Raw genomic sequence first — 21,552 nt, 5'->3', positions numbered from 1 at the left:
AACGGCTTGCGGCAGCATCGTTTATCGCGGTGATGCCAGCCAGACCGCAGTGCAGCAGCATGCGGTCATGGCGGCCATCGTCATCCGGCACGGTGCTGGTTCCTGCGGGCCGATAACGTGCCTGCCTCACGAAGGCTGTCGCCACCCTGTCATGCGCTCGTCGCACGCCGCGCGGTTTGACCTTTGCGCGAGGCGATGGCTTTGTGTTCGGGACGGCAGGCTATTCAAAGACAAGCCGTTCAAAACGGGCCTTGCAAACAAGAGCGAAACCGATGGGAAACGCCTACGAGATCTACGCCCTGCGCTATGCGACGATGTCGCCGCGCACGCCCCACCTCAACTTCCTGGTGCCCGATCCGCACGATACCACCGCGCAGGACCTGGATTATTTCGTCTGGCTGATCCGTGGCCATGGCCGCGACATCCTGGTCGACACCGGCTTCAACGCCGAGGAGGCCAAGGCGCGCGCCCGCAAGCTGACGCTCAACCCGGTCGACGCGCTGGCCGGCTTCGGCGTCAGTGCCGATAGCATCAAGGACGTCGTCGTCACCCACCTGCATTACGACCACGCCGGCAATCTCGATCGCTTCCCGAACGCCAAATTCCATCTGCAGGAACGCGAGATGAGCTATGCGACCGGCCGCTGCATGTGCAACGGCATGCTGCGCCATCCGTTCTCCATCGAGCACGTCACGCAGATGGTGCGCCACGTCTATGGCGAGCGCGTCACCTTCCACTCCGGGGACGGCGAGATCGCACCCGGCGTCACCGTGCATCGCGTCGGCGGCCATTCCGACGGCCTGCAAGTGGTGCGCATCGAGACCGCGCGCGGCCCGGTCGTGCTGGCGTCGGACGCCGCGCATTATTATGCGAACCTGCACAAGCGCAGCCCGTTCCCGATCGTCTACAATGTCGGCGACATGGCGCAGGGCTGGGAGACCGTCGAGCGGCTCGCCGGTCATCCGGACCGCTTCATTCCCGGTCACGATCCGATCGTCAGCGAGATCTATCCGCGCGCCAGCGACAAGGTCGATGCGTTCGCGCTGCATCTCGCGCCATCGCGATCGTTCGCGAAATAGCCTCGCCGATTGGGCGAGGCTCGTCTGCAACACGTCAAGAAACGTCAAAAGAAGCGATATGACTGACACCAAGACGACTGACACCAAGACTCTCGGGTTCATCGGCCTCGGCGTGATGGGTGAGCCGATTTGCCGCAACCTGATCAAGAAGAGCGGCAAGCGCGTTGTCGTGTTCGACCTCTCGGCCGAACCGCTGCAGCGGTTGCGCGCCGACGGTGCCGAGGTTGCGGCGTCGGTCGCCGACGTCATCAAGCGGAGCGATGTGCTGTTCCTCTGCTTGCCGAGCGCCAGGCACGTGCGCGCGGTGTTCGAAGGCGACGGCATCTTGAAGAACACGAGAAGCGGCCAGATCGTGGTCGATCTCGGCACGTCTTCAGTCAGCCAGACCCGCGATTTCGCCGCGCAGTTGCAGGCCAAGGGCGCGGCGTGGGTCGACGCACCGATCGCGCGCACGCGGCAGGCGGCGCAGGACGGCACGCTCAGCGTGATGGTCGGCGCGGTGCCCGCGCTTTATGCCGCGATCGAGCCCTTGATCCGCTGCTTCGCCACCGATGTCACCAATTGCGGTGACGTCGGCGCCGGGCAGGTGACCAAGATCCTCAACAACATGGTGCTGTTCGAGACCGTGAACGCGCTGGCCGAGGCTGTCGCGGTGGCGAAGCATAACGGCGTCGATCCGAAGCTGCTGCTGGAAACCTTGTCGAAGGGCTCGGCCGACAGCTTTGCGCTGCGCAACCATGGCATGAAGGCGATCGTGCCCGGCGTGTTTCCCGAGCGCGCATTCTCGACCGAATATGCGCTGAAGGATCTGTCCTACGCGCTGGAGCTCGCCGCCGATGCGGGCATCAAGATCCGCGGCGCGGAGCTGATCGGCACGGTGCTGCAGGAAGCGATCGACAAGGGATCGAAGGACAATTATTTTCCGGTGATCGCCAAGTATATCGAGCGGACATAGCTCGCCCCGTCGTCATTCCGGGCTCGTGCTGCGCACGCCCCGGAATGACGGTGAGATCAAGCTGCGTAGGGCGAGGCGCGAAGCCAACCCCGGCGTCGTCCTGGCGAAGGCCAGGACCCATAACCACAAATCTCGCTTGTTTGGCTCGCTGCAACGACGGGTCCCGTTCACAACACCGGCCGCGGCGTATGGATCCTGGCTTTCGCCAGGACGACAGCGTAGCGTGTGTCCAACGCGGAGCGCGTGTCTAATACGCGTCCTTCGCGTCGGCCTCTTCGCTGGTCTGCACCAACTCGAGGGTGCTCTCGACCTTGCCGAGCAGGCGGCCGAGGTCGCGGCGTTCCTGTGCGGAGAGGCAGGACAATATCTCCTGTTCCTTGCGCAGCAGGCGCGGGATCAGTTCCTCGTAGAGCGCCTGGCCCGTTTTGGTCAGTCGCAGGCGGAATTCGCGGCGGTCGTCGGCGTTCTCGACGCGCTCGACGATCTCGCGCTCCATCAGCGCCGACACCGCGCGGCTGATGGTGGATTTATGGGTGCGCGTGCAGTGCGCGATGTACTGCGCGCTGCAGGGATCGCTGCGGAAGCCGAGCGTTGCGAGCACGCGCCACTCCGGAATGTCGAGGCCGTAGCGCGCCTGATATTCGCTCGACAGCGCCGAGGACACCTCGGCCGCCAGCCGGTTCAGGCGGAACGGCATGAAATGGAAGAGATCGAGGCGCTTCTTGGTCGGCGCGATAGTGTCGCGCAGCTCCGCTTCCACGGCACTGCGCGGCCGGGCTGGAGGCTGGCTTGCAGAGGTCCGTGCCAAAAATCCCTCCAATTTGAGTTGACGGCAGCCCCGACTGGGGGTTTAAGATAGTTGCAAGTGAGACTAATTTAGCAAGGTCGCGGCCGGCTCGCAAGGTCCCGGTCGCACGCCGGTCACACAGAACCGCAGCCAGAGGCCGCGGCGCAAGGGAAACATCCAGGGTCACGCAATGGCACACGCCAACACGGCACAGGCCAAAACCCAGTTCGGCTATCGCCGTCATCCCGACCAGGAGCGCTCGGGCGCCAATGTCGCGGAGCATCCCGTCGTCGTGGTCGGCGCCGGGCCGGTGGGATTGTCGCTCGCGATCGATCTCGCGCAGCGCGGCCAGCGCGTGGTGCTGCTCGACGATGCCGACCGGATCGGCGAAGGCTCGCGCGCGATCTGCTTCTCGAAGCGCTCGCTTGAGTTCTGGGATCGCCTCGGCGTCGGCGACCGCATGGTCGAGAAAGGCGTGGTGTGGAGCGTCGGCAAGATCTTCCACGGCGCCTCGCAGCTCTACCAGTTCAATTTGCTTCCCGAGGAAGGCCACAAGCGGCCCGCCTTCATCAACCTGCAGCAGTTCTACGCCGAGGCCTATCTGGTCGACCGGGTCGGGCAACTGCCTGAAATCGACCTGCGCTGGCGCAACAAGGTGATCGCGCTGGAGAGCCGCAACGATGGCGTTGCGCTGACCATCGCAACCCCTGACGGCTCCTACCAGGTGCACGCGACCTTCGTGGTCGCCTGCGATGGTGCTCGTTCCTCGCTGCGGCAGATGGTCGGCGCGGAGTTCGCGGGCCAGGTGTTCGAGGACCAGTTCCTGATCGCCGACGTCAAGATGACGGCGGCGTTCCCGACCGAGCGCTGGTTCTGGTTCGATCCGCCGTTCCATGCCGGACGCTCGGCGCTGCTGCACAAGCAGCCGGACGACATCTGGCGGATCGATCTGCAGCTCAACCCGGATGCCGATCCGGTGGCCGAGAAGCAGCCCGAGAATGTCCGGCCGCGGATCGAGCGCATGCTCGGCCATGACAAGTTCGAGTTCGAATGGATCTCGCTCTACAAGTTCCAGTGTCGCCGGATGGCCAAGTTCATCCACGGCCGGGTGATCTTTGCCGGGGATTCCGCCCATCAGGTCTCGCCGTTCGGCGCGCGCGGCGCCAATTCCGGGCTCGAGGACGCCGAGAATTTGGCGTGGAAGCTCGACCGCGTGCTGCGCCGGCTGTCGCCGGAGGGCTTGCTGGAGAGCTATCACATCGAGCGCAGCGCGGCTGCGGACGAGAACATCCGCGAGTCGACCCGCTCGACCGACTTCATGGCGCCGGTGACACGGCAGGAGGCGCGGCTGCGCCAGGCGGTGCTGTCGCTCGCCAAGGATACCGAGTTCGGCAAGCGCATGGTCAATGGCGGGCGGCTGTCGGTGCCGTCGGTCTACGATACGCCGCTGTCGAGCGGCGATCGCGATGATTGGCGCGGCGGCCCGCGGCCCGGCGCCTCGATGCCGGATGCTCCGGTGACGGAGCAGGGCGGAGGTTCCACCTATCTGACCGATGTTTTCATCAGACAGGGAACGCGCTTCACGCTGCTGGAGTTTGGCAATGGCGCGGCTGCCGATGTGCCCGATGGCGTCGGCAGCATCCGAGTCGGCGGCGAGGATGGGCTGGTCGACGCGCAGGGCCTTGCCGGCAAGCGCTACGATGCCGAGCCCGGCACCGCCTATCTGCTGCGGCCGGACGGCTATGTCGCGGCACGCTTCCGCAACGCGGCGCGGCCGGCACTTGATGCGGCGCTGGCGCGCGCAGCCGGCCTGAACTGAGGAGCAGTCATGGCGCTGTCGACCGGTTCGAATTTCGCAAAGCCCGACGACGCCTTCCGCGCCATCGTCGAGGCCCATCGCGGCCTCACCGAGGCGCAGAGCGCCGATCTCGATGCTGCGCTGGTTCTGGTGCTCGCCAACCATATCGGTGATCTCGACGTGCTGCGCGAGGCGATCGCGCTGGCGAAGCGGCGGATGCTGGACGCCAGCCAGCAGCAACAACAGCAACAGCAATAGTTACGAGCTGAATCAGGATGGATCTTTATCAAGTCGCGCAGCAGCCTCCGCCTCACCTCGCCCCGCTTGCGAGGAGAGGTCGGAACGCATCGTCAGATGCGGTCCGGGTGAGGGGGAGCTTCCGCAGACACATCTGTCGCCGTGTATGCGGAGACAGCCCCTCACCCCAACCCTCTCCCCGTAAGAACGGGGAGAGGGGGCGAATGCTCTTGAACGGACAGGATTGAACTGATGGCCAAAGGTTTCGCATCGACCACGGATCTTTCGGAGAAGAAGGTCACCTTCTCCGAGATCGGCACCGACCTCTATGCCTTCACCGCCGAGGGCGATCCCAACACCGCCGTGATCGTCGGCGACGACGGCTGTCTGGTGTTCGACGCGCAGGCGACGCCGGCGATGGCGAACAAGGTGATCGAGCGGGTCAAGACCGTCACCGACAAGCCGATCAAATATGTCGTGCTGTCGCACTATCATGCGGTGCGCGTGCTCGGCGCCTCCGCCTATCACGCGCAAGGCATCGTCGCCTCGCAGGAGACCTATCGCCTGATCGAGGAGCGCGGCCAGCAGGATTGGGATTCCGAATATGGCCGCTTCCCGCGCCTGTTCCAGGATGCGGCAAGCATTCCCGGCCTGACCTGGCCGACGCTGACCTTCGAAGGCGAGATGTCGATCTATCTCGGCAAGCGCGAGGTGCGGCTGATGCAGCTCGGCGCCGGCCATACCTCGGGCGACATCGTCGCCTGGGTGCCGGATGCCGAGGTGATGTTCTCCGGCGATCTGATCGAATATCACTCGGCGTGCTATTGCGGCGATGCGCATTTGCGCGAATGGCCGACGACCTTGAACGAGATCCGCGCCTTCAATCCGAAGGCGATCGCGCCGGGCCGTGGCGATGCGCTGAAGGGCCTCGCCACCGGGCGCGATGCGATCGCGATGACCCGCGATTTCGTCACCACGCTCTACGGCGCGGCCGAATCATCCGTCGCCAAGGGCCGCAGCCTGAAGGAATCGATGTCGGCAACGCGCGAGGTGATGGATCCGAAGTTCTCGAGCTTTGCGATCTACGAGCACTGCCTGCCGTTCAACGTTTCGCGCGCCTATGACGAGGCGTCGGGGATCGACGATCCCGTGATCTGGACCGACAAGCGCGACCAGGAAATGTGGGCCGCCCTGCAAGGAGGATAGCGATGAACATCAATACCTCGCCTGATCAGATCGTCCGCAGCTCAGGGCAAGTCACCCCGGGCTACATGTCCGGCTTCGGCAACAGCTTTGAGACCGAGGCCTTGCCCGGCGCGCTGCCGATGGGGCGCAATTCGCCGCAGCGCTGCGCCTACGGGCTTTATGCCGAGCAATTGTCCGGCTCGCCGTTCACGGCGCCACGCGGCACCAACGAGCGCTCGTGGCTCTATCGCATCCGCCCGTCGGTGCGGCACTCCGGCCGCTTCGCCAAGGCAGATAGCGGGCTGTGGCGCACCGCGCCGTGCCACGAATACGACATGCCGATCGCACAGTTGCGCTGGGACCCCGCGCCGATCCCGAAGGAGGACATGACCTTCCTGCAGGGCGTGCAGACCATGACCACGGCGGGTGATGCCAACACCCAGGCCGGCATGGCCGCACACATCTATCTCATCACCAAATCGATGGTCGATCAGCATTTCTACAATGCCGATGGCGAGATGATGTTCGTGCTGCAGCAGGGCAATCTGCGTTTCGTCACCGAGTTCGGCCGGATCGACGCCGAGCCGGGCGAGATCGTGGTGATCCCGCGCGGCGTCAAATTCCGCGTCGAAATTCCCGGCGGCCCGGCGCGCGGCTATCTCTGCGAGAATTACGGCGGCGCGTTCACGCTGCCGGAGCGCGGCCCGATCGGCGCCAACTGCCTCGCCAATTCGCGCGACTTCCTGACGCCGGTCGCGAGCTACGAGGACAAGGACACCCCGACCGAGCTCTACGTCAAATGGGGCGGCTCGCTGTTCAAGACCACGCTGCCGCATTCGCCGATCGACGTGGTCGCCTGGCACGGCAATTACGCGCCCTACAAATACGATCTGCGTACTTTCTCGCCGGTCGGCGCGATCGCCTTCGATCATCCCGATCCCTCGATCTTCACGGTGCTGACCTCGCCGTCGGAGACCGCGGGCACCGCGAATATCGACTTCGTGATCTTCCCGGAGCGCTGGATGGTGGCCGACAACACCTTCCGTCCGCCGTGGTACCACATGAACATCATGTCGGAGTTCATGGGGCTGATCTACGGCGTCTACGACGCCAAGCCGCAGGGCTTTGTGCCGGGCGGCATCAGTTTGCACAATTGCATGTTGCCGCACGGTCCCGACCGCGAAGCCTTCGAGCACGCCAGCAACAGCGAGCTGAAGCCGGTCAAGCTGACCGGCACGATGGCCTTCATGTTCGAGACCCGGTTCCCGCAGCGCGTGACCGAACATGCGGCGAAATCGTCGACGCTGCAGGACGATTACTCGGATTGCTGGAAGGGCTTGGAGAAGAAGTTCGACCCGAACAAGCCGTGAGTTTGTGTCCCTCGTCATCGCCGGGCTTGACCCGGCGATCCATCGCGCTTTCCGAAGATGGATGCCCGGGTCAAGCCCGGGCATGACAGCTTCTTGATTGGAGGAATCAGTGACCCACCCCAACGACCCAAAGCTCCGCTCCTTCATCGACGTCGCCCCGACCTCCGACTTCCCGATCCAGAACCTGCCCTATGGTGTGTTCTCGTCGAAGGATGGCCTTGCGCCGCGCGTCGGTGTTGCGATCGGCGATTATGTGCTCGACCTGTGGGAGCTCGAGCAGGACTCGCGGCTCGATGTCGGGCCGCTCGGCGTGTTCTCGCAGCCGTCGCTCAACGCCTTCATGGCGCTCGGGCCGAAAGTGTGGTCGGCGACGCGGGCGCGGATCAGCGAGCTGCTCCGCTCGGATCATCCGGAGCTGCGCGACAACAGGGAATTGCGGGCGCGGGCGCTGGTGCCGATGGCCGACGTCAGGCTGCACATGCCGTTTGCGGTTTCGGGCTATACCGATTTCTATTCGTCGAAGGAGCACGCCACCAATGTCGGCGTCATGTTCCGCGGCAAGGACAATGCGCTGCAGCCGAACTGGCTGCATATGCCGATCGGCTACAACGGCCGCGCCTCGACGGTGGTCGTGTCGGGCAGCAAAGTGCGCCGCCCCCGCGGCCAGCTGAAGCCGCCGACCGCTGAGGCGCCGAGCTTCGGCGCCTGCAAGCGGCTCGACTTCGAGCTCGAGATGGGCGTGGTCGTCGGCCAGGCCTCGCCGATGGGCGAGATGCTGACGGAGAAGCAGGCCGAGGAGATGATCTTCGGCTTCGTCATCCTCAACGACTGGAGCGCGCGCGACATCCAGCAGTGGGAGTATGTGCCGCTCGGCCCGTTCCAGGCCAAGGCGTTCGCGACCTCGATCAGCCCGTGGGTGGTGACGCGCGAGGCGCTCGAGCCGTTCCGCATGCAGGGCCCGGCGCAGCAGCCGGAGCCGCTGGCGTACCTCAAGCAGACCCAGCCGAACAATTACGACATGCAGCTCGACGTCGCGCTGCGCGCCGGTGCAATGAACGAGGCGAAGACAATCTGCAGCACCAACTTCAAATACATGTATTGGTCGTCGGTGCAGCAGCTCGTGCACCATGCCTCGAGCGGCTGCGCGATGAATGTCGGCGATCTCCTCGGCAGCGGCACGATCTCCGGCCCCGAGAAGCACCAGCGCGGCAGTCTCCTGGAAATCAGCTGGAACGGCACCGAGCCGGTCGAACTTGCCAGCGGCGTGACGCGGTCGTTCCTGGAGGACGGCGATTCGCTCGTGATGCGCGGCTGGTGCCAGGGCGACGGCTATCGCGTCGGCTTCGGCGAGGTCGAAGGCACGATCGTCGCGACGGAGTAGCTCCCCGCGCATTCCGCGGCTTCACCTTCCCTTGAAAAGGGGAGGTCGGTTTGCGCAGCAAACCGGGTGGGGATCCGGTCTCTCCGTAGACGCCAGCGCTTGCGGCTGACCCCCATCCCACCTTCCCCCTTTCAGGGGGAAGGAGCCAGGCAGGCGTGCAAACCTCACCGTTCCTCGGGCCTGACATCCCTCAAGCGCGCCGTATTCGCCGCGACGTCCTCGAGGCTGTATTTCAGGTGCACCCGCTTGTCCGACGGCGGCTGATTGACCGTGCAGACACCTGGCCGCCACGGCTTGGCCGGGCGGATCGGCCGCGGCGCAAAGCCGCCGCCGCAGTTCGGGCAGACATTGCCGAGCCTGGTCTCGGCGCAATCCGCACAGAACGTGCATTCATAGGAGCAAATCCGCGCGTCGGTTGCGCTGGGTGGCAGGTCCTTGTCGCAATATTCGCAGTTCGGTCGCAGCTGCAGCGCCATGGTTCGTCTCTCTTGCCGTTGTCGGAATGATCGCAAGCCAAGCCGCAAAAGCGAATGGCGGATTTCCCTCGATTCGAGCCATCACGCCTGTAGCGACTTCAGCGGCAGCCTGGTGCTCTCCTTTAGCCGGTCGAGCACGATCGAGGAGCGCACATGGGCCACGCTCTGGTGCGGCATCAGCACGTTGTTGACGATGTCGGACAGGCTCTTGAGGTCGCGCAACATCACCTTGAGCACGTAGTCGGCATCCCCGGTCAGCGCATAGGCCTCCTGGATATCATCGACCCGGTTGACCAGCTCGCGAAACCGCTTGGCGTTGTCGGGCGAGTGGGTCGCCAGCGTGATGTGGATGAAGGCGATCAGGCCGAAGCCGAGCGCCTCGCCGGCGAGATCGGCGTGGTAGCCGGCGATGACCTTCTCTTCCTCCAGCCGCATCCGCCGCCGCGAGCATTGCGAGGCGGAGAGCCCGACGAGGTCAGCCAGCTGCTGGTTGGTCAGCCGGCCATCGTCCTGCAGCGCGGCGAGCATTTTCAGGTCGAAGGCATCGACTTCAGGCATGCGAAGAATGTCCATTTCATGCATGGATCGTGCGCGACAATAGCAAAAAGGGACCTATTTTGCACGCACGTTGCGCAGCAAGTGACGGAAACTGACCCCCAGACAAATCAGGGAGTTGCCGCCATGGGTCCGTTTCCGCACGATGCGCCGCCGGCCGAAATCAGCACTGAGAACCCGATGGGCACCGACGGCTTCGAGTTCGTCGAATATGCCCATCCGAATCCGGCGGAGCTGCACGCGCTTTTCAAGCTGATGGGCTTCGTCGCGGTCGCCCGCCACCGGACCAAGCAGATCACGGTCTATCGCCAGGGCGACATCAACTATCTCGTCAACGAGGAGCCGGGCAGCCACGGCTTCAACTTCGTCGCCGCGCACGGTCCCTGCGCCCCGTCGATGGCGTTCCGCGTCGTCGACGCCAAGCATGCCTATGAGCGCGCGATCGCGCTCGGCGCGGAGCCGGCGGATGTCTCGCCTGCAGCGAAGACGCTCGATGTGCCCGCGATCAAGGGCATCGGCGGCAGCCTGCTTTATTTCGTCGACCGCTACGGCGCCAAGGGCTCGGCCTATGATGCCGAGTTCGAATGGCTCGGCGCGGCCAACCCGCGCCCCGCAGGCTCGGGCCTGTATTACGTCGATCACCTCACCCATAACGTCCATCGCGGCCGGATGGATGTCTGGACCAGCTTCTATGCAAAACTGTTCAACTTCCGTCAAATCCGTTTCTTCGACATCGAGGGCCGCGCATCCGGCCTGTTCTCCCGTGCGCTGACCAGTCCGGACGGCAAGATCCGGATTCCGATCAACGAGGACGCCGGCGATTCCGGTCAGATCGAGGAATATCTCAACGCCTACCGCGGCGAGGGCATCCAGCACATCGCCTGCGGCGCGCGCGACATCCACGCGACCGTCGAGAGGTTGCGCGCCGACGGCCTGCCGTTCATGCCGTCGCCGCCCGATACCTATTTCGAGCGGATCGACGCCCGCCTGCCCAAGCATGGCGAGGACGTCGCCCGGCTCAGGACCAACGGCATCCTGATCGACGGCGAGGGCGTGGTCGACGGCGGCCAGACCAAGGTGTTGCTGCAGATCTTCTCGGCCAACGCGATCGGGCCGATCTTCTTCGAGTTCATCCAGCGCAAGGGCGACGATGGCTTCGGCGAAGGCAACTTCAAGGCGCTGTTCGAATCGATCGAGGAAGACCAGATCCGCCGCGGCGTGCTGAAGGTCGATCACGCGGCGTGAGCCATGGCGCGCCGCGCCAGCGCACAGCAAAGGGTGTCGTCCCGGCCTCGTGCGCAATTGCGCACGGGAGCCGGGACCCATACCGCGGAATCTATCGCGTGTGCCGGGTAGTAGTCCCGCGGAAAAAGCCGCGCGCCACAACCGCGTGTCGTGGTTATGGGTCCCGGCTCGCGCTTCGCTTGGCCGGGACGACAACGAGATTTACTTCGCTGCTTTCCAAGCCGCCGTCACATCCCCGATATTCGCCAGTTCCGGCTCGCGGATCGCGGACGGTGTCCGCGAGAAGCGCGGCGCGGGGGCGGGCTGGGTGACGCCGTGGCGGTCGACGAACACCTGGCGTGCGGCCATGTGCGGATGCTTGGGCGCTTCCTCCATGGTCAGGATCGGCGCGAAGCAGATGTCGGTGCCTTCCATGATCTGACACCAGTCCGCGCGCGATTTGCTCTTGAACACCCGGGTCAGCTTCTCCTTCAGCGCCGGCCAGGCCTTGCGGTCCATCTGCGCGTCGAAGTCGGCGTCGGTCAGGTCGGCATGCTTGCGCAGCAGCGCGTAGAACTGCGGCTCGATCGAGCCGATCGAGATGAAGTTGCCGCAGGAGCATTCATAGACGCCGTAGAAATGCGCGCCGCCATCCAGGAAATTCTGGTCGCGGCCGCCGCTCCAGCGGCCCTGCGCGGCCATGTCGTAGAACATCGACATCAGCGAGGCCGCGCCGTCGCACATCGCGGTATCGACCACCTGGCCCTTGCCGGACTTCTGCGCTTCCAGCAGCGCGGCGAGCACGCCGACCACGAGGTAGAGCGCGCCGCCGCCGAAATCGCCGACCAGGTTGAGCGGCGGCACCGGCTTCTCCTTGGTGCCGATCGCGGCCAGCGCGCCCGTGATCGAGATGTAGTTGATGTCATGGCCGGCGGCATTCGCCAGCGGGCCTTCCTGGCCCCAGCCGGTCATGCGGCCATAGACCAGTCTTGGATTGCGCGCGAGCACGACATCCGGGCCGAGGCCGAGGCGCTCCATCACGCCGGGACGAAAGCCCTCGATCAGCGCGTCGGCGTGGCCGAGCAGGTCGAGCACTTCAGCAATCGCCGCCTTGTTCTTGAGGTCGAGCTCGATGACCTTGCGGCCGCGGGTTGCGACCGCCTTCAGATTCTTGCCGGCGCCGACCCGATCGAGCGTGATGACCTCGGCGCCCATGTCGGCGAGCAGCATGCAGGCGAACGGGCCGGGACCGATGCCGGCGAATTCGACGATGCGGAAGCCGGCGAGCGGGCCCGAGGTGCGGGCGGCAGTCTGGGAGGCAGGTTTATCGAGCACGTTGTTCTTCCGTTGGTTGCGGGGCGCTAGGCGGCTGAGATGTCACGGCTGGCTTGGTGCCGAACTTCATGCGTTCTCCCAGCCGTCCGTGGGACGGTATTTTTAATTAGCTGATTAGCTAAATTGTCTCGCCTAAAGCCGGATGTGGCAAGCACCTTTTGTCCTGTGCCGCCGGTAAAAACGCGAACGGCGCGCATCGCTGCGCGCCGTTCTGGACTTGTGTTTAGGCGCTATCAGCCCGCGGCCGCGACCGCCCGCTGTCCCATCACCTTGATCAAGTTGGCGCGGTAGTCGGCCGAGCCGTGGATGTCAGCGAGCAAGCCGCTCGCCGGGATATTGACGCTGTCGAGCGCCGAGGCCGCCCAGTTCGCCTTCAGCGCCTGCTCGATCGGCGCCACCCGCATGACGCCGCTCTGCGATGCGCCAGTGGCGGTGGCGCGGACGTCACCCGACTTGGTCTTGGTGACGAACACGCCGGTCAGCGCGAAGCGCGAGGCCGGGTTCGGAAACTTCGCGTAGCCCGCCTTGGCCGGGACCGGAAACGACACCGCAGTGATGATCTCGCCATCCTCGAGCGCCGTCGTGAACAGGCCCTTGAAGAAATCATCCGCCGCGATCGACCGCTTGTTGGTCTTGACCGTCGCGCCGAGCGCCAGCACCGCCGCCGGATAATCCGCCGCCGGGTCGTTGTTGGCGAGCGAGCCGCCGATCGTGCCGCGATAGCGCACGGCGGGATCGCCGATCAGCGACGCCAGATTGGCGAGCGCCGGGATCGCCTTCTGCACCGCATCACTTTGCGCCACATCGTAATGCGGAGTCGCGGCCTTGATGGTGACGGTGTCGCCCGACACCTCGATGCCGATCATCTCCTGCACCTTGGACAGGTCGATCACGTCGGAAGGCGCGGCAAGACGCTGCTTCATCACCGGAAGCAGGGTCTGTCCGCCGGCGAGGAATTTTGATTCCGCGCCTTTGGCGAAGGTTGCGGCGGCGTCAGCGACCGAGGAAGCGCGGTGATAATTTGTCTCGTACATGGCTCTTCCTCCCTCAACCGTGAATGGCGTGCCAGACGCGATCGGGCGTCGCCGGCATTTCCAGCTTGTTGTTGCCGATCGCGTCCGTGATCGCGTTGATCACGGCAGCCGAGGCGCCGATCGCGCCGGCTTCGCCGCAGCCCTTGACGCCGAGCGGGTTGCCCGGACACAGCGTCGTGGTGTGGGAGAGCTGGAACGAGGGCAGGTCGTCGGCCCGCGGCATGGTGTAGTCCATGAAGGACGCGGTCATGAGCTGACCGGTGCCGTCATAGACCACACCTTCGAGCAGTGCCTGGCCGATGCCCTGCGCAAGGCCGCCATGGACCTGGCCCTCGACGATCATCGGGTTGATCAGCCGGCCGAAATCGTCGGCTGCGACGAAGTTGACGAAGGAGGTCTTGCCGGTGCCGGGATCGACCTCGAGTTCGCAGATATAGGCACCGGCCGGGAAGGTGAAGTTGGTCGGGTCGTAGAACGCCGTCTCCTTCAACCCGGGCTCCATGCCATCGGGCAAATTATGCGCGGTGTAGGCGGCGAGCGCGACCATCGGCAGCGCGATCGACTTGTCGGTGCCGGTGACCTTGAACTCGCCGTTCTCGATCACGATGTCGCTCTCGGACGCCTCGAGCGCATGCGCCGCGATCTTCTTGGCCTTGGCCTCGACCTTCTCCATCGCCTTCACGATCGCCGTACCGCCGACCGCGAGCGAGCGCGAGCCGTAGGTACCCATGCCGAACTGCACCTTGTCGGTGTCGCCATGGACGATCGAGACCTGGCTGATCGGCACGCCGAGCCGCTCCGCGATGATCTGGCAGAACGTCGTTTCGTGGCCCTGGCCGTGGCTGTGCGAACCGGTGAGCACCTCGATGGTGCCGACCGGGTTGACGCGGATCTCAGCCGACTCCCACAGGCCGACGCCGGCGCCGAGACTGCCGACCGCCTTCGACGGCGCGATGCCGCAGGCCTCGATGTAGCAGGAGATGCCGATGCCGCGCAGCTTGCCGTCGGCTTTGGCCTTGGCCTTGCGGGCCGGGAAGCCGGCATAGTCGATCGCCTTCATCGCGGCATCGATCGAAGCGTGGAAGTCACCAATATCATACGCCATGATCACAGGCGTCTGATACGGGAACTGGGTGATGAAGTTCTTCTTGCGCAGCTCGGTCGGATCGACCTTCAACTGCCGCGCCGCCGTCTCCATCATGCGCTCGATCAGATAGCTGGCCTCGGGGCGGCCGGCGCCGCGGTAGGCGTCGACCGGCGTGGTGTTAGTGTAGACGCCGATCACCTCGGCATAGATCGCCGGAATCACGTACTGGCCCGACAGCAGCGTCGCGTAGAGATAGGTCGGGACGGCCGAGGAGAACAGCGACATATAGGCGCCGAAATTGGCGTGGGTCTTCACCCGCAGGCCAAGGATCTTGTTGTCCTTGTCGAACGCCAACTCCGCCTTCGAGACATGGTCGCGGCCATGCGCGTCGGTGAGGAAGGCTTCCGAACGGTCGCCGGTCCACTTCACCGGGCGGCCCACCTTCTTCGAGGCCCACAGCGCCACCATCTCTTCGGGATAGATGTAGATCTTGGAGCCGAAGCCGCCGCCGACGTCGGGCGCGATCACGCGCAGCTTGTGCTCGGGCGCGATGTTGTAGAACGCCGACAGCACGAGGCGGGCGACGTGCGGATTCTGCGACGTCGTGTAGAGCGTGTAGTGCTCTTCGGCCTGGTCGTAATGCGCGATCGCCGCGCGCGGCTCCATCGCGTTCGGCACCAGGCGGTTATTGGTGAGGTCGAGCGTCACCACATTGGCCGCCTTGCCGAAGGCATCCTTGACCGCGGCTTCGTCGCCGAGATGCCAGTCATATACGATGTTGCCGGGAGCTTCGGGATGAAGCTGCGCGGCGCCCGGCTTGATCGCGGCCTTGATGTCAGGCACCGCGGGAAGTTCTTCGTAATCGACGACGACCGCTTCGGCGGCGTCCCTGGCCTGGTTCTTGGTCTCGGCGATCACGACCGCGACCGCCTGCCCGACAAAGCGCACGGTCTCCGGCGCCATAGCCGGCCACGCGCCCATTTTCATCGGTGAGCCGTCCTTCGAGGTGATGGCCCAGCCGCAGATCAAATTGCCGACCTTGTCGTCGACGATCTGCTGTCCGGTCAGCACCGCGATCACGCCGGGCATCTTCATGGCCTCGGCGGAATCGATGCCCTTGACCTTGGCATGGGCATGCGGGCTGCGGATGAAGTGAGCGTAGCTCATGCCGACCATTTTGACGTCGTCGACGTAACGTCCTTGTCCGGTGATGAACCGGCGATCTTCCTTGCGCACGACACGTGCGCCAATTCCTTCAACACCCATTGTCTAGTCCTCCCGACCGGAGATTCGATTTGCCGCCGTTTCCATCGAGACCGGCGGTGGTGAGCTTGATCGTGTGCGGTGCGTGGCGCGCTATTCGGCGGCCTGCGCAACCTTCATGCGGCCGGCTGCGTCGAGCACCGCCTTGACGATGTTGTGGTAGCCGGTGCAGCGGCAGATGTTGCCTTCGAGTTCGTGGCGAACCGTTTCCTCGTCGAGCTTGCCGCCATGGCGGTGCACGATGTCGACAGCGGACATGATCATGCCGGGGGTGCAATAGCCGCACTGCAGGCCGTGATTGTCGCGGAACGCCGCCTGCATCGGGTGCAGCTCGTCGCCTTTGGCGAGGCCTTCGATCGTGGTGACGTTGCAGCCCGCGGCCTGGCCGGCCAGCATGGTGCAGGATTTGACCGCCCGTCCATCGACATGGACGACGCAGGCGCCGCATTGGCTGGTATCGCAGCCGACATGGGTGCCGGTGAGGTTCATGTTTTCGCGCAAGAGGTGCACGAGGAGGGTTCGGTCCTCAACGTCGACCGAGACCGCCTTGCCGTTTACCGTCAGTTTGACTGTAGACACGCGTTTCTCCCAATAGCTTCGTTATGGGCCCAGTAGACCACGCTTCATGTGGGTCGTAACCGCGATCAAAGTCGTAGTCGCGGCCCTGTCATGAAGGCGCCGGGCAGTGCCTGCGATCCTAGCAGGCAGCCGTTCAATGGGCAATTTGCAAGCAGCCTGCGACGCACTCCAGCGCGACGAAATTGCCCGGCAGCGCAAGCGGTTTTCGGCAAACTGACGGTGCTCGCCGCACGCCAAAATCGTCGCCGCGATCGCTACTACCTTCCGCCTATAACGACGCAAGGGCGTTGCTGTCATTTTCATCGCCGACGCAGCGGCAGAAGATCGCTGGTTCATGAAATTCGGTAGCGATCCGCGCCCGCGATGCATCCATCGCGGCAACAAAATCATATTGGAGGAAGCCAATGAAGCTGAGGAGCGGGATTTTCTTTGCCGGCGTGTCGCTGGTCGCCATGGTGCTGGCAGGCATTGGTGCGTCGAAAGCCAATGATTCCGTCGTGAAGGCGGCATCCGATCCCAACGGATGGGCAATTGCCGGCCACGATTACGGCAATACGCGTTTCAGCCCGTTGAAGCAGATCAACTCCGAGAATGCCGGCAAGCTGCAGCTGGTCTACTCGCTGTCGCTGGCTTCGCTCCGCTCCAACGAGTCGTCGCCGGTTGTGATCGGCAAGAACCTGTATGTGTCGACCTCGTGGGGTCCGAAATACGTCTATGCGATCGATGCCGCGACCGGCGCGCGCAAATGGACCTGGCAGCCCGATATTCCGGATGACGTGCTTCAATACGCCTGCTGCGACGTCAACAATCGCGGCGTGTCCTATGCCGACGGCAAGATCTTCGTCGGCCGGCTCGACGGCAAGCTGACCGCGCTCGACGCCGAGACCGGCAAGGAGCTCTGGACCTCGACGGTCGTCGACTACAAGCAGGGCTCGGTCATCACCTCGCCGCCGCTCGTCGTCCGCGACAAGGTCATCACCGGCTTCGGCGGCGGCGAATATGGCGTCCGCGGCGCCTTGCAGGCGTTCTCGCTCAAGGACGGCAAGCTGCTCTGGCAGACCTACACGGTGCCGGCGCCGGGCGAACCCGGCAGCGACACCTGGAAGGGCGACACCGGGCTGCACGGCGGCGGCGCCGCCTGGCTGGTCGGCTCCTACGATGCCAAGTCCGACACGGTCTACTGGGGTACCAGCAATCCGGGGCCGTGGAATACCGCGGTGCGCTCCACCGGCGACGGCAATTTCGGCAAGCTGACCAACCTTTACACGGCCTCGACGCTGGCGATCGATCCCAACACCGGCAAGATCAAGTGGCACATCCAGGGCACGCCGGCTGACGCCTGGGACTATGACGGCGTCAACGAACTGCTGCTCGCCGACCTCAAGATCAAGGGTACCGAGACGCCCGTGCTGATGAAGGCGGACCGCAACGGCTTCTTCTTCGTGGCCAACCGCGAGACCGGCAAGATGATCTCCGCGGAGAAATACGTCTTCGCCAACTGGGCCAAGAAGTGGGACATCAACACGATGCGGGCGGAAGAGGATCCGGACAAGCGTCCGGGCCCGGGCCATCCCGCCAAGGACATCTGCCCGAACCTGATCGGCGGCAAGAACTGGCAGCCGATGTCGTTCAACCCGCAGACCGGCCTCGTCTACATCCCGAGCAACAATGTGTGCATGGACTGGTCGGTCTCTGACGTGAACTACAAGCGCGGCGTGTTCTATCTTGGCGCCGAATTCCCGACCAAGCCGGGCCCCGGCGGCTTCCTCGGCGAGCTCGTAGCCTGGGATCCGATCGCCAACAAGAAGGTGTGGAGCATCAAGGAAGACCTGCCCTTCAACGGCGGCACGCTGACGACCGGCGGCAATTTGGTGTTCTCCGGCAACCTGCATGGCGACTTCCGCGCCATCGATGCCAAGAACGGCAAGGTGCTGTGGAGCAAGAACCTCGGCAGCGGCATCGGTGCAGGTCCAGTGACCTATTCGGTCGACGGCAAGCAGTATGTCGCGATCGTGGTCGGACGCACCGCGGCGCTGCCGGCCTTCCTCGGTGACATCGGCAAGAAGATGGTCGCCGCGGCGCCCGAAGGCGGCTCGCTGTTCGTGTTCGCCCTGCAGTAAACGATCGTCTAGGAGGCAGCATTGTCCGTGTCCTGCATCGCCCGAAACGAACTGCGCACCCCCTCGCGCAACACGCGGTTGGAACATGCAATCCGGACCGTGCTGCTCTCCGCCCTGCTCATGGTGCTGGCCCTAGCGGCCGGCGCCGACGAGACAAAGCCGCCGCTGCGGCTCTGCGCCGACCCGACCAACCTGCCTTTCTCGAGCGACGACCCGGGCAAGCCCGGCCTCTATCTCGAGATCGGCCAGGCGGTGGCGCAGACGCTCGGCCGCACGGTGAGCACCAACTGGTACAAGTCCTATTTCGGCAAGCGCACGGTGCGGGAGACGCTGCTCAGCAAGCAGTGCGACGCCATGGTCGGCCTGCCTTTGATCGACGATTTCATGGGCCCGGCGGTGATCTTCTCGAAGCCGATCGCCCATGAGGGCTATGCGCTGGTCGGCAGCAAGGACCGCAAGCTTGCCGGCGTCGACGACCTCAGGGGATTGCGGGTTGCGGTGCAGTATCAATCGACGCCGCAGAACCTGCTCGCGCTGCGCGACGACGTCCGGAAGGTGACCGTGCTCAGCCCGGAGGAGGGCATGGCGGCGCTCGAACAGGGCAAGGCCGACATCGCCTTCATCTGGGCGCCGGTGGCGGGCTGGCTCAACAAGACCAGCTTCGGCGACAAATATCAGATCGTGTCCACCGAGGGCGACGGCCTGCTCTGGGCGACCGCGATCGGTTTCGCCAAGGCGTCCGGCGCGTTGCGCGATGAAGTCGACGGCGTGCTGCCGGCGCTGCAGCCGGAGATTGCCGCCCTGTTTGCCAAATATGGCGTGCCGAACGGCGCACCGGTGAAGTTCGGCGAGGCCGACCGCGCGACGACGTCGTCCGTCGGCGCCAGCGAGCCCGTCACGGTCGGGCAGGCCGCGGCCGCGGCGGCCGAGAGACCGGTTCAGACCGCCGCGACCGCCGGCGACGCCAAGGGGGATGCCACCGCCGGGCGGGAGGTCTTCAACGGAACCTGCGCGCATTGCCACGGCCCGGACGCGGTGCAGGCCGAGCGAAAGATCGATCTCAGGCTGCTCAAGAAGCGCTATGCTGACGACATGGAATCGACATTCTGGAAGACGGTCCATGACGGGCGGCCGGCCAAGGGCATGCCGGCCTGGAAGGACGTCTTCAACGACGACGAGCTCAGAAACGTATATGTCTATCTGCAGAGCGTGCAGGATACCGGCGGATCGAACTAGAAGCTGCGGTTCGCAAGAGGAGCGTTTTCGAGCGAAGTGGATACCGGTTCGCGTGAAGAAAACGCGTCAGAACATGAATCGAGAGCCCCGTTCCGATCCAATCGGAACGGAGGCTTGGGCAGTGCGAGGGTCCTCATGATGGGGTTCCTGATCATCGACGATCACCCCCTGTTCGGGGAGGCGCTTGGCAACGCCATCCGCATCTCGCATCCCGATGCCCGGATCTATGAGGCCACCTCGATCAAGGGGGCCCTTGGCATCCTCGCCAGCGAGCCGAATATCGACCTGGCGCTGCTCGATCTGCTGCTGCCCGACGTGGTCGGCTTCTCCGGCTTCCAGAAGATCAGGGATCGCTATCCGCGGCTGCCGATCGCCATCGTCTCGAGCGAGGAGGACAAGCACACCATCCGCGAGGCGCTCGAGATGGGCGCGGTCGGCTATCTGCCGAAGTCGACCTCGCTCGGCGAGCTCTCGCAGGCGATCGCGCGCGTGCTGAGCGGCTCGGTCTCGGCGCCGCGGGATTTCGTCGCGGTCGGTGCGCTGGAACAGTCCGAGACGGCGCGGACGCTGCGCGAACGCATTCAGAAGCTGACGCCGCAGCAGATCCGGGTGCTCCATCTGATCATCCGCGGCCTGCAGAACCGCGAGATCGCCGCCGAGCTCAAGCTCGCGGAATCCACCGTGAAGGCGCATGTCACCGAGATCCTGCGCAAGCTGAAGCTGTTCAGCCGCAACAAGGCGATCATCGAGCTCGGCAAGATTCCGCTTCCGGTCCCGGAGGCCTGTTCGGGCGCAAAGGCGGAGAAGGCGCCCTAGTGTGCTGAATGCGAAGTTCGTGCGATTTCGCGGCAGCCACTTTCACGAACTTCGCATTGATAAAGCACACTAGAATCATAAGTTTGCTAGTGTCCTTATCGAATCCGAAGTTCGCTCCGAAGGTGCGGCAAATGATGCGAACTTCGGATTCGGGACACTAGCCGTGCTGCACTGCGAGGCGGGCGCATTGGAAATCCTGCCTATAGGCTGCCATCCGGCTTTGAGATAACGTCGTGCGCACAATGGCTGTTATGAGCATCCGAGGGAGGACGGCGCAGCATTGACCACGACCGCGCCCCTGGCGGACGAGCCGCCGCTCGGCAAGGCGGGTACGCCTCGACTGCTGATTGTCGAGGATCACCCGCTGTTCCGTGCCGCCCTGATCGGCGTGATCGGGGCCGAGTTTCCCGATGCCGAGGTGCTGCAGGCGACGTCGATCGACGGTGCGCTGGATGTGATCGCGGCGCGCGACGGGCTCGATCTGATCCTGCTCGATCTGTCGATGCCCGGCACCACGGGCCTGCTCGGCGCCTACCGGGTGCGTGCCGCCGCGCCGCGCAGCGCGCTTGTGATCGTGTCGGCGCATGACGATCCCCGGATCGTCGGCGGCGCGATCTCGCTCGGGATTTCCGGCTACATCCCGAAGTCGACGCCGAAGCTCGAGCTGGCGCGGCTGTTGCGCGGCATTCTCGAAGGCGCGGTGTGCCTGCCGCCGCGCTTTCGCGATACCGCCGCCGCCCGGAAGGCCCAGGCCGAGGCGCGCGAGCTGGTGCAGCAGCTCGGCCAGTTCACCGCGCAGCAGCTTCGCGTGCTCGACATGATCTGCCGCGGCCTGCAGAACAAGCACATCGCCTATGAGCTCGATATCTCGGTCACCACCGTGAAGGTGCATGTCTCGGAGATCCTGCGCAAGCTCGGCGTGCGCAGCCGCACCGAGGCCATCATCGCGCTGTCGAAGCTGGACTTCGGCAAGCACGACCACGCGCCGGTGACGGCCTCGCCGTCGTCGCATGGCGCCTAGAGCCTTTCCCGTTT

The 21,552-nt window shown here is 64.6% G+C and carries 19 protein-coding genes; 12 read left to right on the top strand and 7 right to left on the bottom strand.

Going from position 1 to position 21,552, the window contains the following annotated elements:
• The first annotated feature begins 272 nt into the window (after positions 1–272).
• Both ACVI1L_RS11875 and ACVI1L_RS11870 read left to right on the top strand, forming a co-directional pair.
• On the top strand, positions 273–1,079 hold the full coding sequence (locus ACVI1L_RS11875) for an N-acyl homoserine lactonase family protein (protein WP_016843242.1): 807 nt from the start codon (positions 273–275) through the stop codon (positions 1,077–1,079).
• Positions 1,033–2,034, top strand: a complete 1,002-nt coding sequence (locus ACVI1L_RS11870; RefSeq protein WP_456782952.1) for an NAD(P)-dependent oxidoreductase — start codon at positions 1,033–1,035, stop codon at positions 2,032–2,034. The genes ACVI1L_RS11875 and ACVI1L_RS11870 overlap by 47 nt, the downstream gene beginning before the upstream one ends.
• 247 nt (positions 2,035–2,281) lie before the next feature.
• On the opposite strand, the gene ACVI1L_RS11865 is transcribed toward ACVI1L_RS11870, so the two are convergent.
• Positions 2,282–2,842, bottom strand: coding sequence for a MarR family winged helix-turn-helix transcriptional regulator (locus ACVI1L_RS11865; protein WP_057021109.1), 561 nt, complete (start codon positions 2,840–2,842; stop codon positions 2,282–2,284).
• 169 nt (positions 2,843–3,011) lie between these two features.
• Between ACVI1L_RS11865 and ACVI1L_RS11860 the strand changes: the two genes are divergently transcribed.
• From ACVI1L_RS11860 to fahA, 5 genes are all read left to right on the top strand, one after another.
• A complete protein-coding gene (locus tag ACVI1L_RS11860) occupies positions 3,012–4,640 on the top strand; it encodes an FAD-dependent oxidoreductase (RefSeq protein ID WP_253638351.1) in 1,629 nt (542 codons plus the stop codon).
• Positions 4,641–4,649: 9 nt separating this feature from the next.
• Positions 4,650–4,877 (top strand): DUF2783 domain-containing protein, encoded by a 228-nt coding sequence (locus tag ACVI1L_RS11855; protein ID WP_225643236.1) that lies wholly within the window; start codon positions 4,650–4,652, stop codon positions 4,875–4,877.
• A gap of 231 nt (positions 4,878–5,108) precedes the next feature.
• Positions 5,109–6,062: an MBL fold metallo-hydrolase gene (locus ACVI1L_RS11850; protein ID WP_456782951.1), complete on the top strand. Its 954-nt coding sequence runs from the start codon at positions 5,109–5,111 to the stop codon at positions 6,060–6,062.
• Positions 6,063–6,064: 2 nt separating this feature from the next.
• Positions 6,065–7,411: a homogentisate 1,2-dioxygenase gene (gene hmgA, locus ACVI1L_RS11845; RefSeq protein ID WP_057021113.1), complete on the top strand. Its 1,347-nt coding sequence runs from the start codon at positions 6,065–6,067 to the stop codon at positions 7,409–7,411.
• 109 nt (positions 7,412–7,520) lie between these two features.
• Positions 7,521–8,792 carry a fumarylacetoacetase gene (gene fahA, locus ACVI1L_RS11840; protein WP_057021114.1) on the top strand — a complete coding sequence of 424 codons (1,272 nt, stop codon included), beginning with the start codon at positions 7,521–7,523 and terminating at the stop codon, positions 8,790–8,792.
• Between the two features lie 164 nt (positions 8,793–8,956).
• On the opposite strand, the gene ACVI1L_RS11835 is transcribed toward fahA, so the two are convergent.
• Both ACVI1L_RS11835 and ACVI1L_RS11830 read right to left on the bottom strand, forming a co-directional pair.
• Positions 8,957–9,268 (bottom strand): DUF1272 domain-containing protein, encoded by a 312-nt coding sequence (locus ACVI1L_RS11835; RefSeq protein ID WP_028335203.1) that lies wholly within the window; start codon positions 9,266–9,268, stop codon positions 8,957–8,959.
• 81 nt (positions 9,269–9,349) lie between these two features.
• Positions 9,350–9,826 (bottom strand): Lrp/AsnC family transcriptional regulator, encoded by a 477-nt coding sequence (locus ACVI1L_RS11830; RefSeq protein ID WP_050384067.1) that lies wholly within the window; start codon positions 9,824–9,826, stop codon positions 9,350–9,352.
• 123 nt (positions 9,827–9,949) lie between these two features.
• On the opposite strand from ACVI1L_RS11830, the gene hppD reads away from it, so the two are divergent.
• Positions 9,950–11,068, top strand: a complete 1,119-nt coding sequence (hppD, locus tag ACVI1L_RS11825; protein ID WP_456782950.1) for a 4-hydroxyphenylpyruvate dioxygenase — start codon at positions 9,950–9,952, stop codon at positions 11,066–11,068.
• 201 nt (positions 11,069–11,269) lie between these two features.
• Here hppD and ACVI1L_RS11820 read toward each other — a convergent pair whose 3' ends face one another.
• The 4 genes from ACVI1L_RS11820 to ACVI1L_RS11805 form a co-directional block, all read right to left on the bottom strand.
• The gene (locus ACVI1L_RS11820; RefSeq protein ID WP_456782949.1) at positions 11,270–12,382 is read right to left on the bottom strand and encodes a CaiB/BaiF CoA transferase family protein; all 1,113 of its coding nucleotides are present in this window, start codon (positions 12,380–12,382) and stop codon (positions 11,270–11,272) included.
• 233 nt (positions 12,383–12,615) lie between these two features.
• Positions 12,616–13,416 carry an FAD binding domain-containing protein gene (locus ACVI1L_RS11815; RefSeq protein WP_057021118.1) on the bottom strand — a complete coding sequence of 267 codons (801 nt, stop codon included), beginning with the start codon at positions 13,414–13,416 and terminating at the stop codon, positions 12,616–12,618.
• Between the two features lie 13 nt (positions 13,417–13,429).
• A complete protein-coding gene (locus ACVI1L_RS11810; protein ID WP_456778507.1) occupies positions 13,430–15,769 on the bottom strand; it encodes a xanthine dehydrogenase family protein molybdopterin-binding subunit in 2,340 nt (779 codons plus the stop codon).
• Between the two features lie 90 nt (positions 15,770–15,859).
• Complete coding sequence (locus tag ACVI1L_RS11805) at positions 15,860–16,345, bottom strand: (2Fe-2S)-binding protein (protein WP_456782948.1); 486 nt, start codon at positions 16,343–16,345, stop codon at positions 15,860–15,862.
• A 404-nt stretch (positions 16,346–16,749) separates the two neighbouring features.
• Between ACVI1L_RS11805 and ACVI1L_RS11800 the strand changes: the two genes are divergently transcribed.
• The 4 genes from ACVI1L_RS11800 to ACVI1L_RS11785 all read left to right on the top strand — a co-directional run bounded on the left by ACVI1L_RS11800 (position 16,750) and on the right by ACVI1L_RS11785 (position 21,538).
• Complete coding sequence (locus ACVI1L_RS11800) at positions 16,750–18,465, top strand: PQQ-dependent dehydrogenase, methanol/ethanol family (protein ID WP_076834785.1); 1,716 nt, start codon at positions 16,750–16,752, stop codon at positions 18,463–18,465.
• 27 nt (positions 18,466–18,492) lie between these two features.
• Positions 18,493–19,701: a c-type cytochrome gene (locus ACVI1L_RS11795; protein ID WP_456785541.1), complete on the top strand. Its 1,209-nt coding sequence runs from the start codon at positions 18,493–18,495 to the stop codon at positions 19,699–19,701.
• A 135-nt stretch (positions 19,702–19,836) separates the two neighbouring features.
• The gene (locus ACVI1L_RS11790) at positions 19,837–20,517 is read left to right on the top strand and encodes a response regulator (RefSeq protein WP_016843264.1); all 681 of its coding nucleotides are present in this window, start codon (positions 19,837–19,839) and stop codon (positions 20,515–20,517) included.
• Positions 20,518–20,797: 280 nt separating this feature from the next.
• Entirely contained in the window at positions 20,798–21,538 is a 741-nt protein-coding gene (locus ACVI1L_RS11785; RefSeq protein WP_057021123.1) for a LuxR C-terminal-related transcriptional regulator, read from the top strand.
• Positions 21,539–21,552: the final 14 nt, after the last annotated feature.

Source organism: Bradyrhizobium sp. USDA 4516, assembly GCF_054055915.1.
This window is presented reverse-complemented; position numbering and strand designations above follow the sequence as displayed.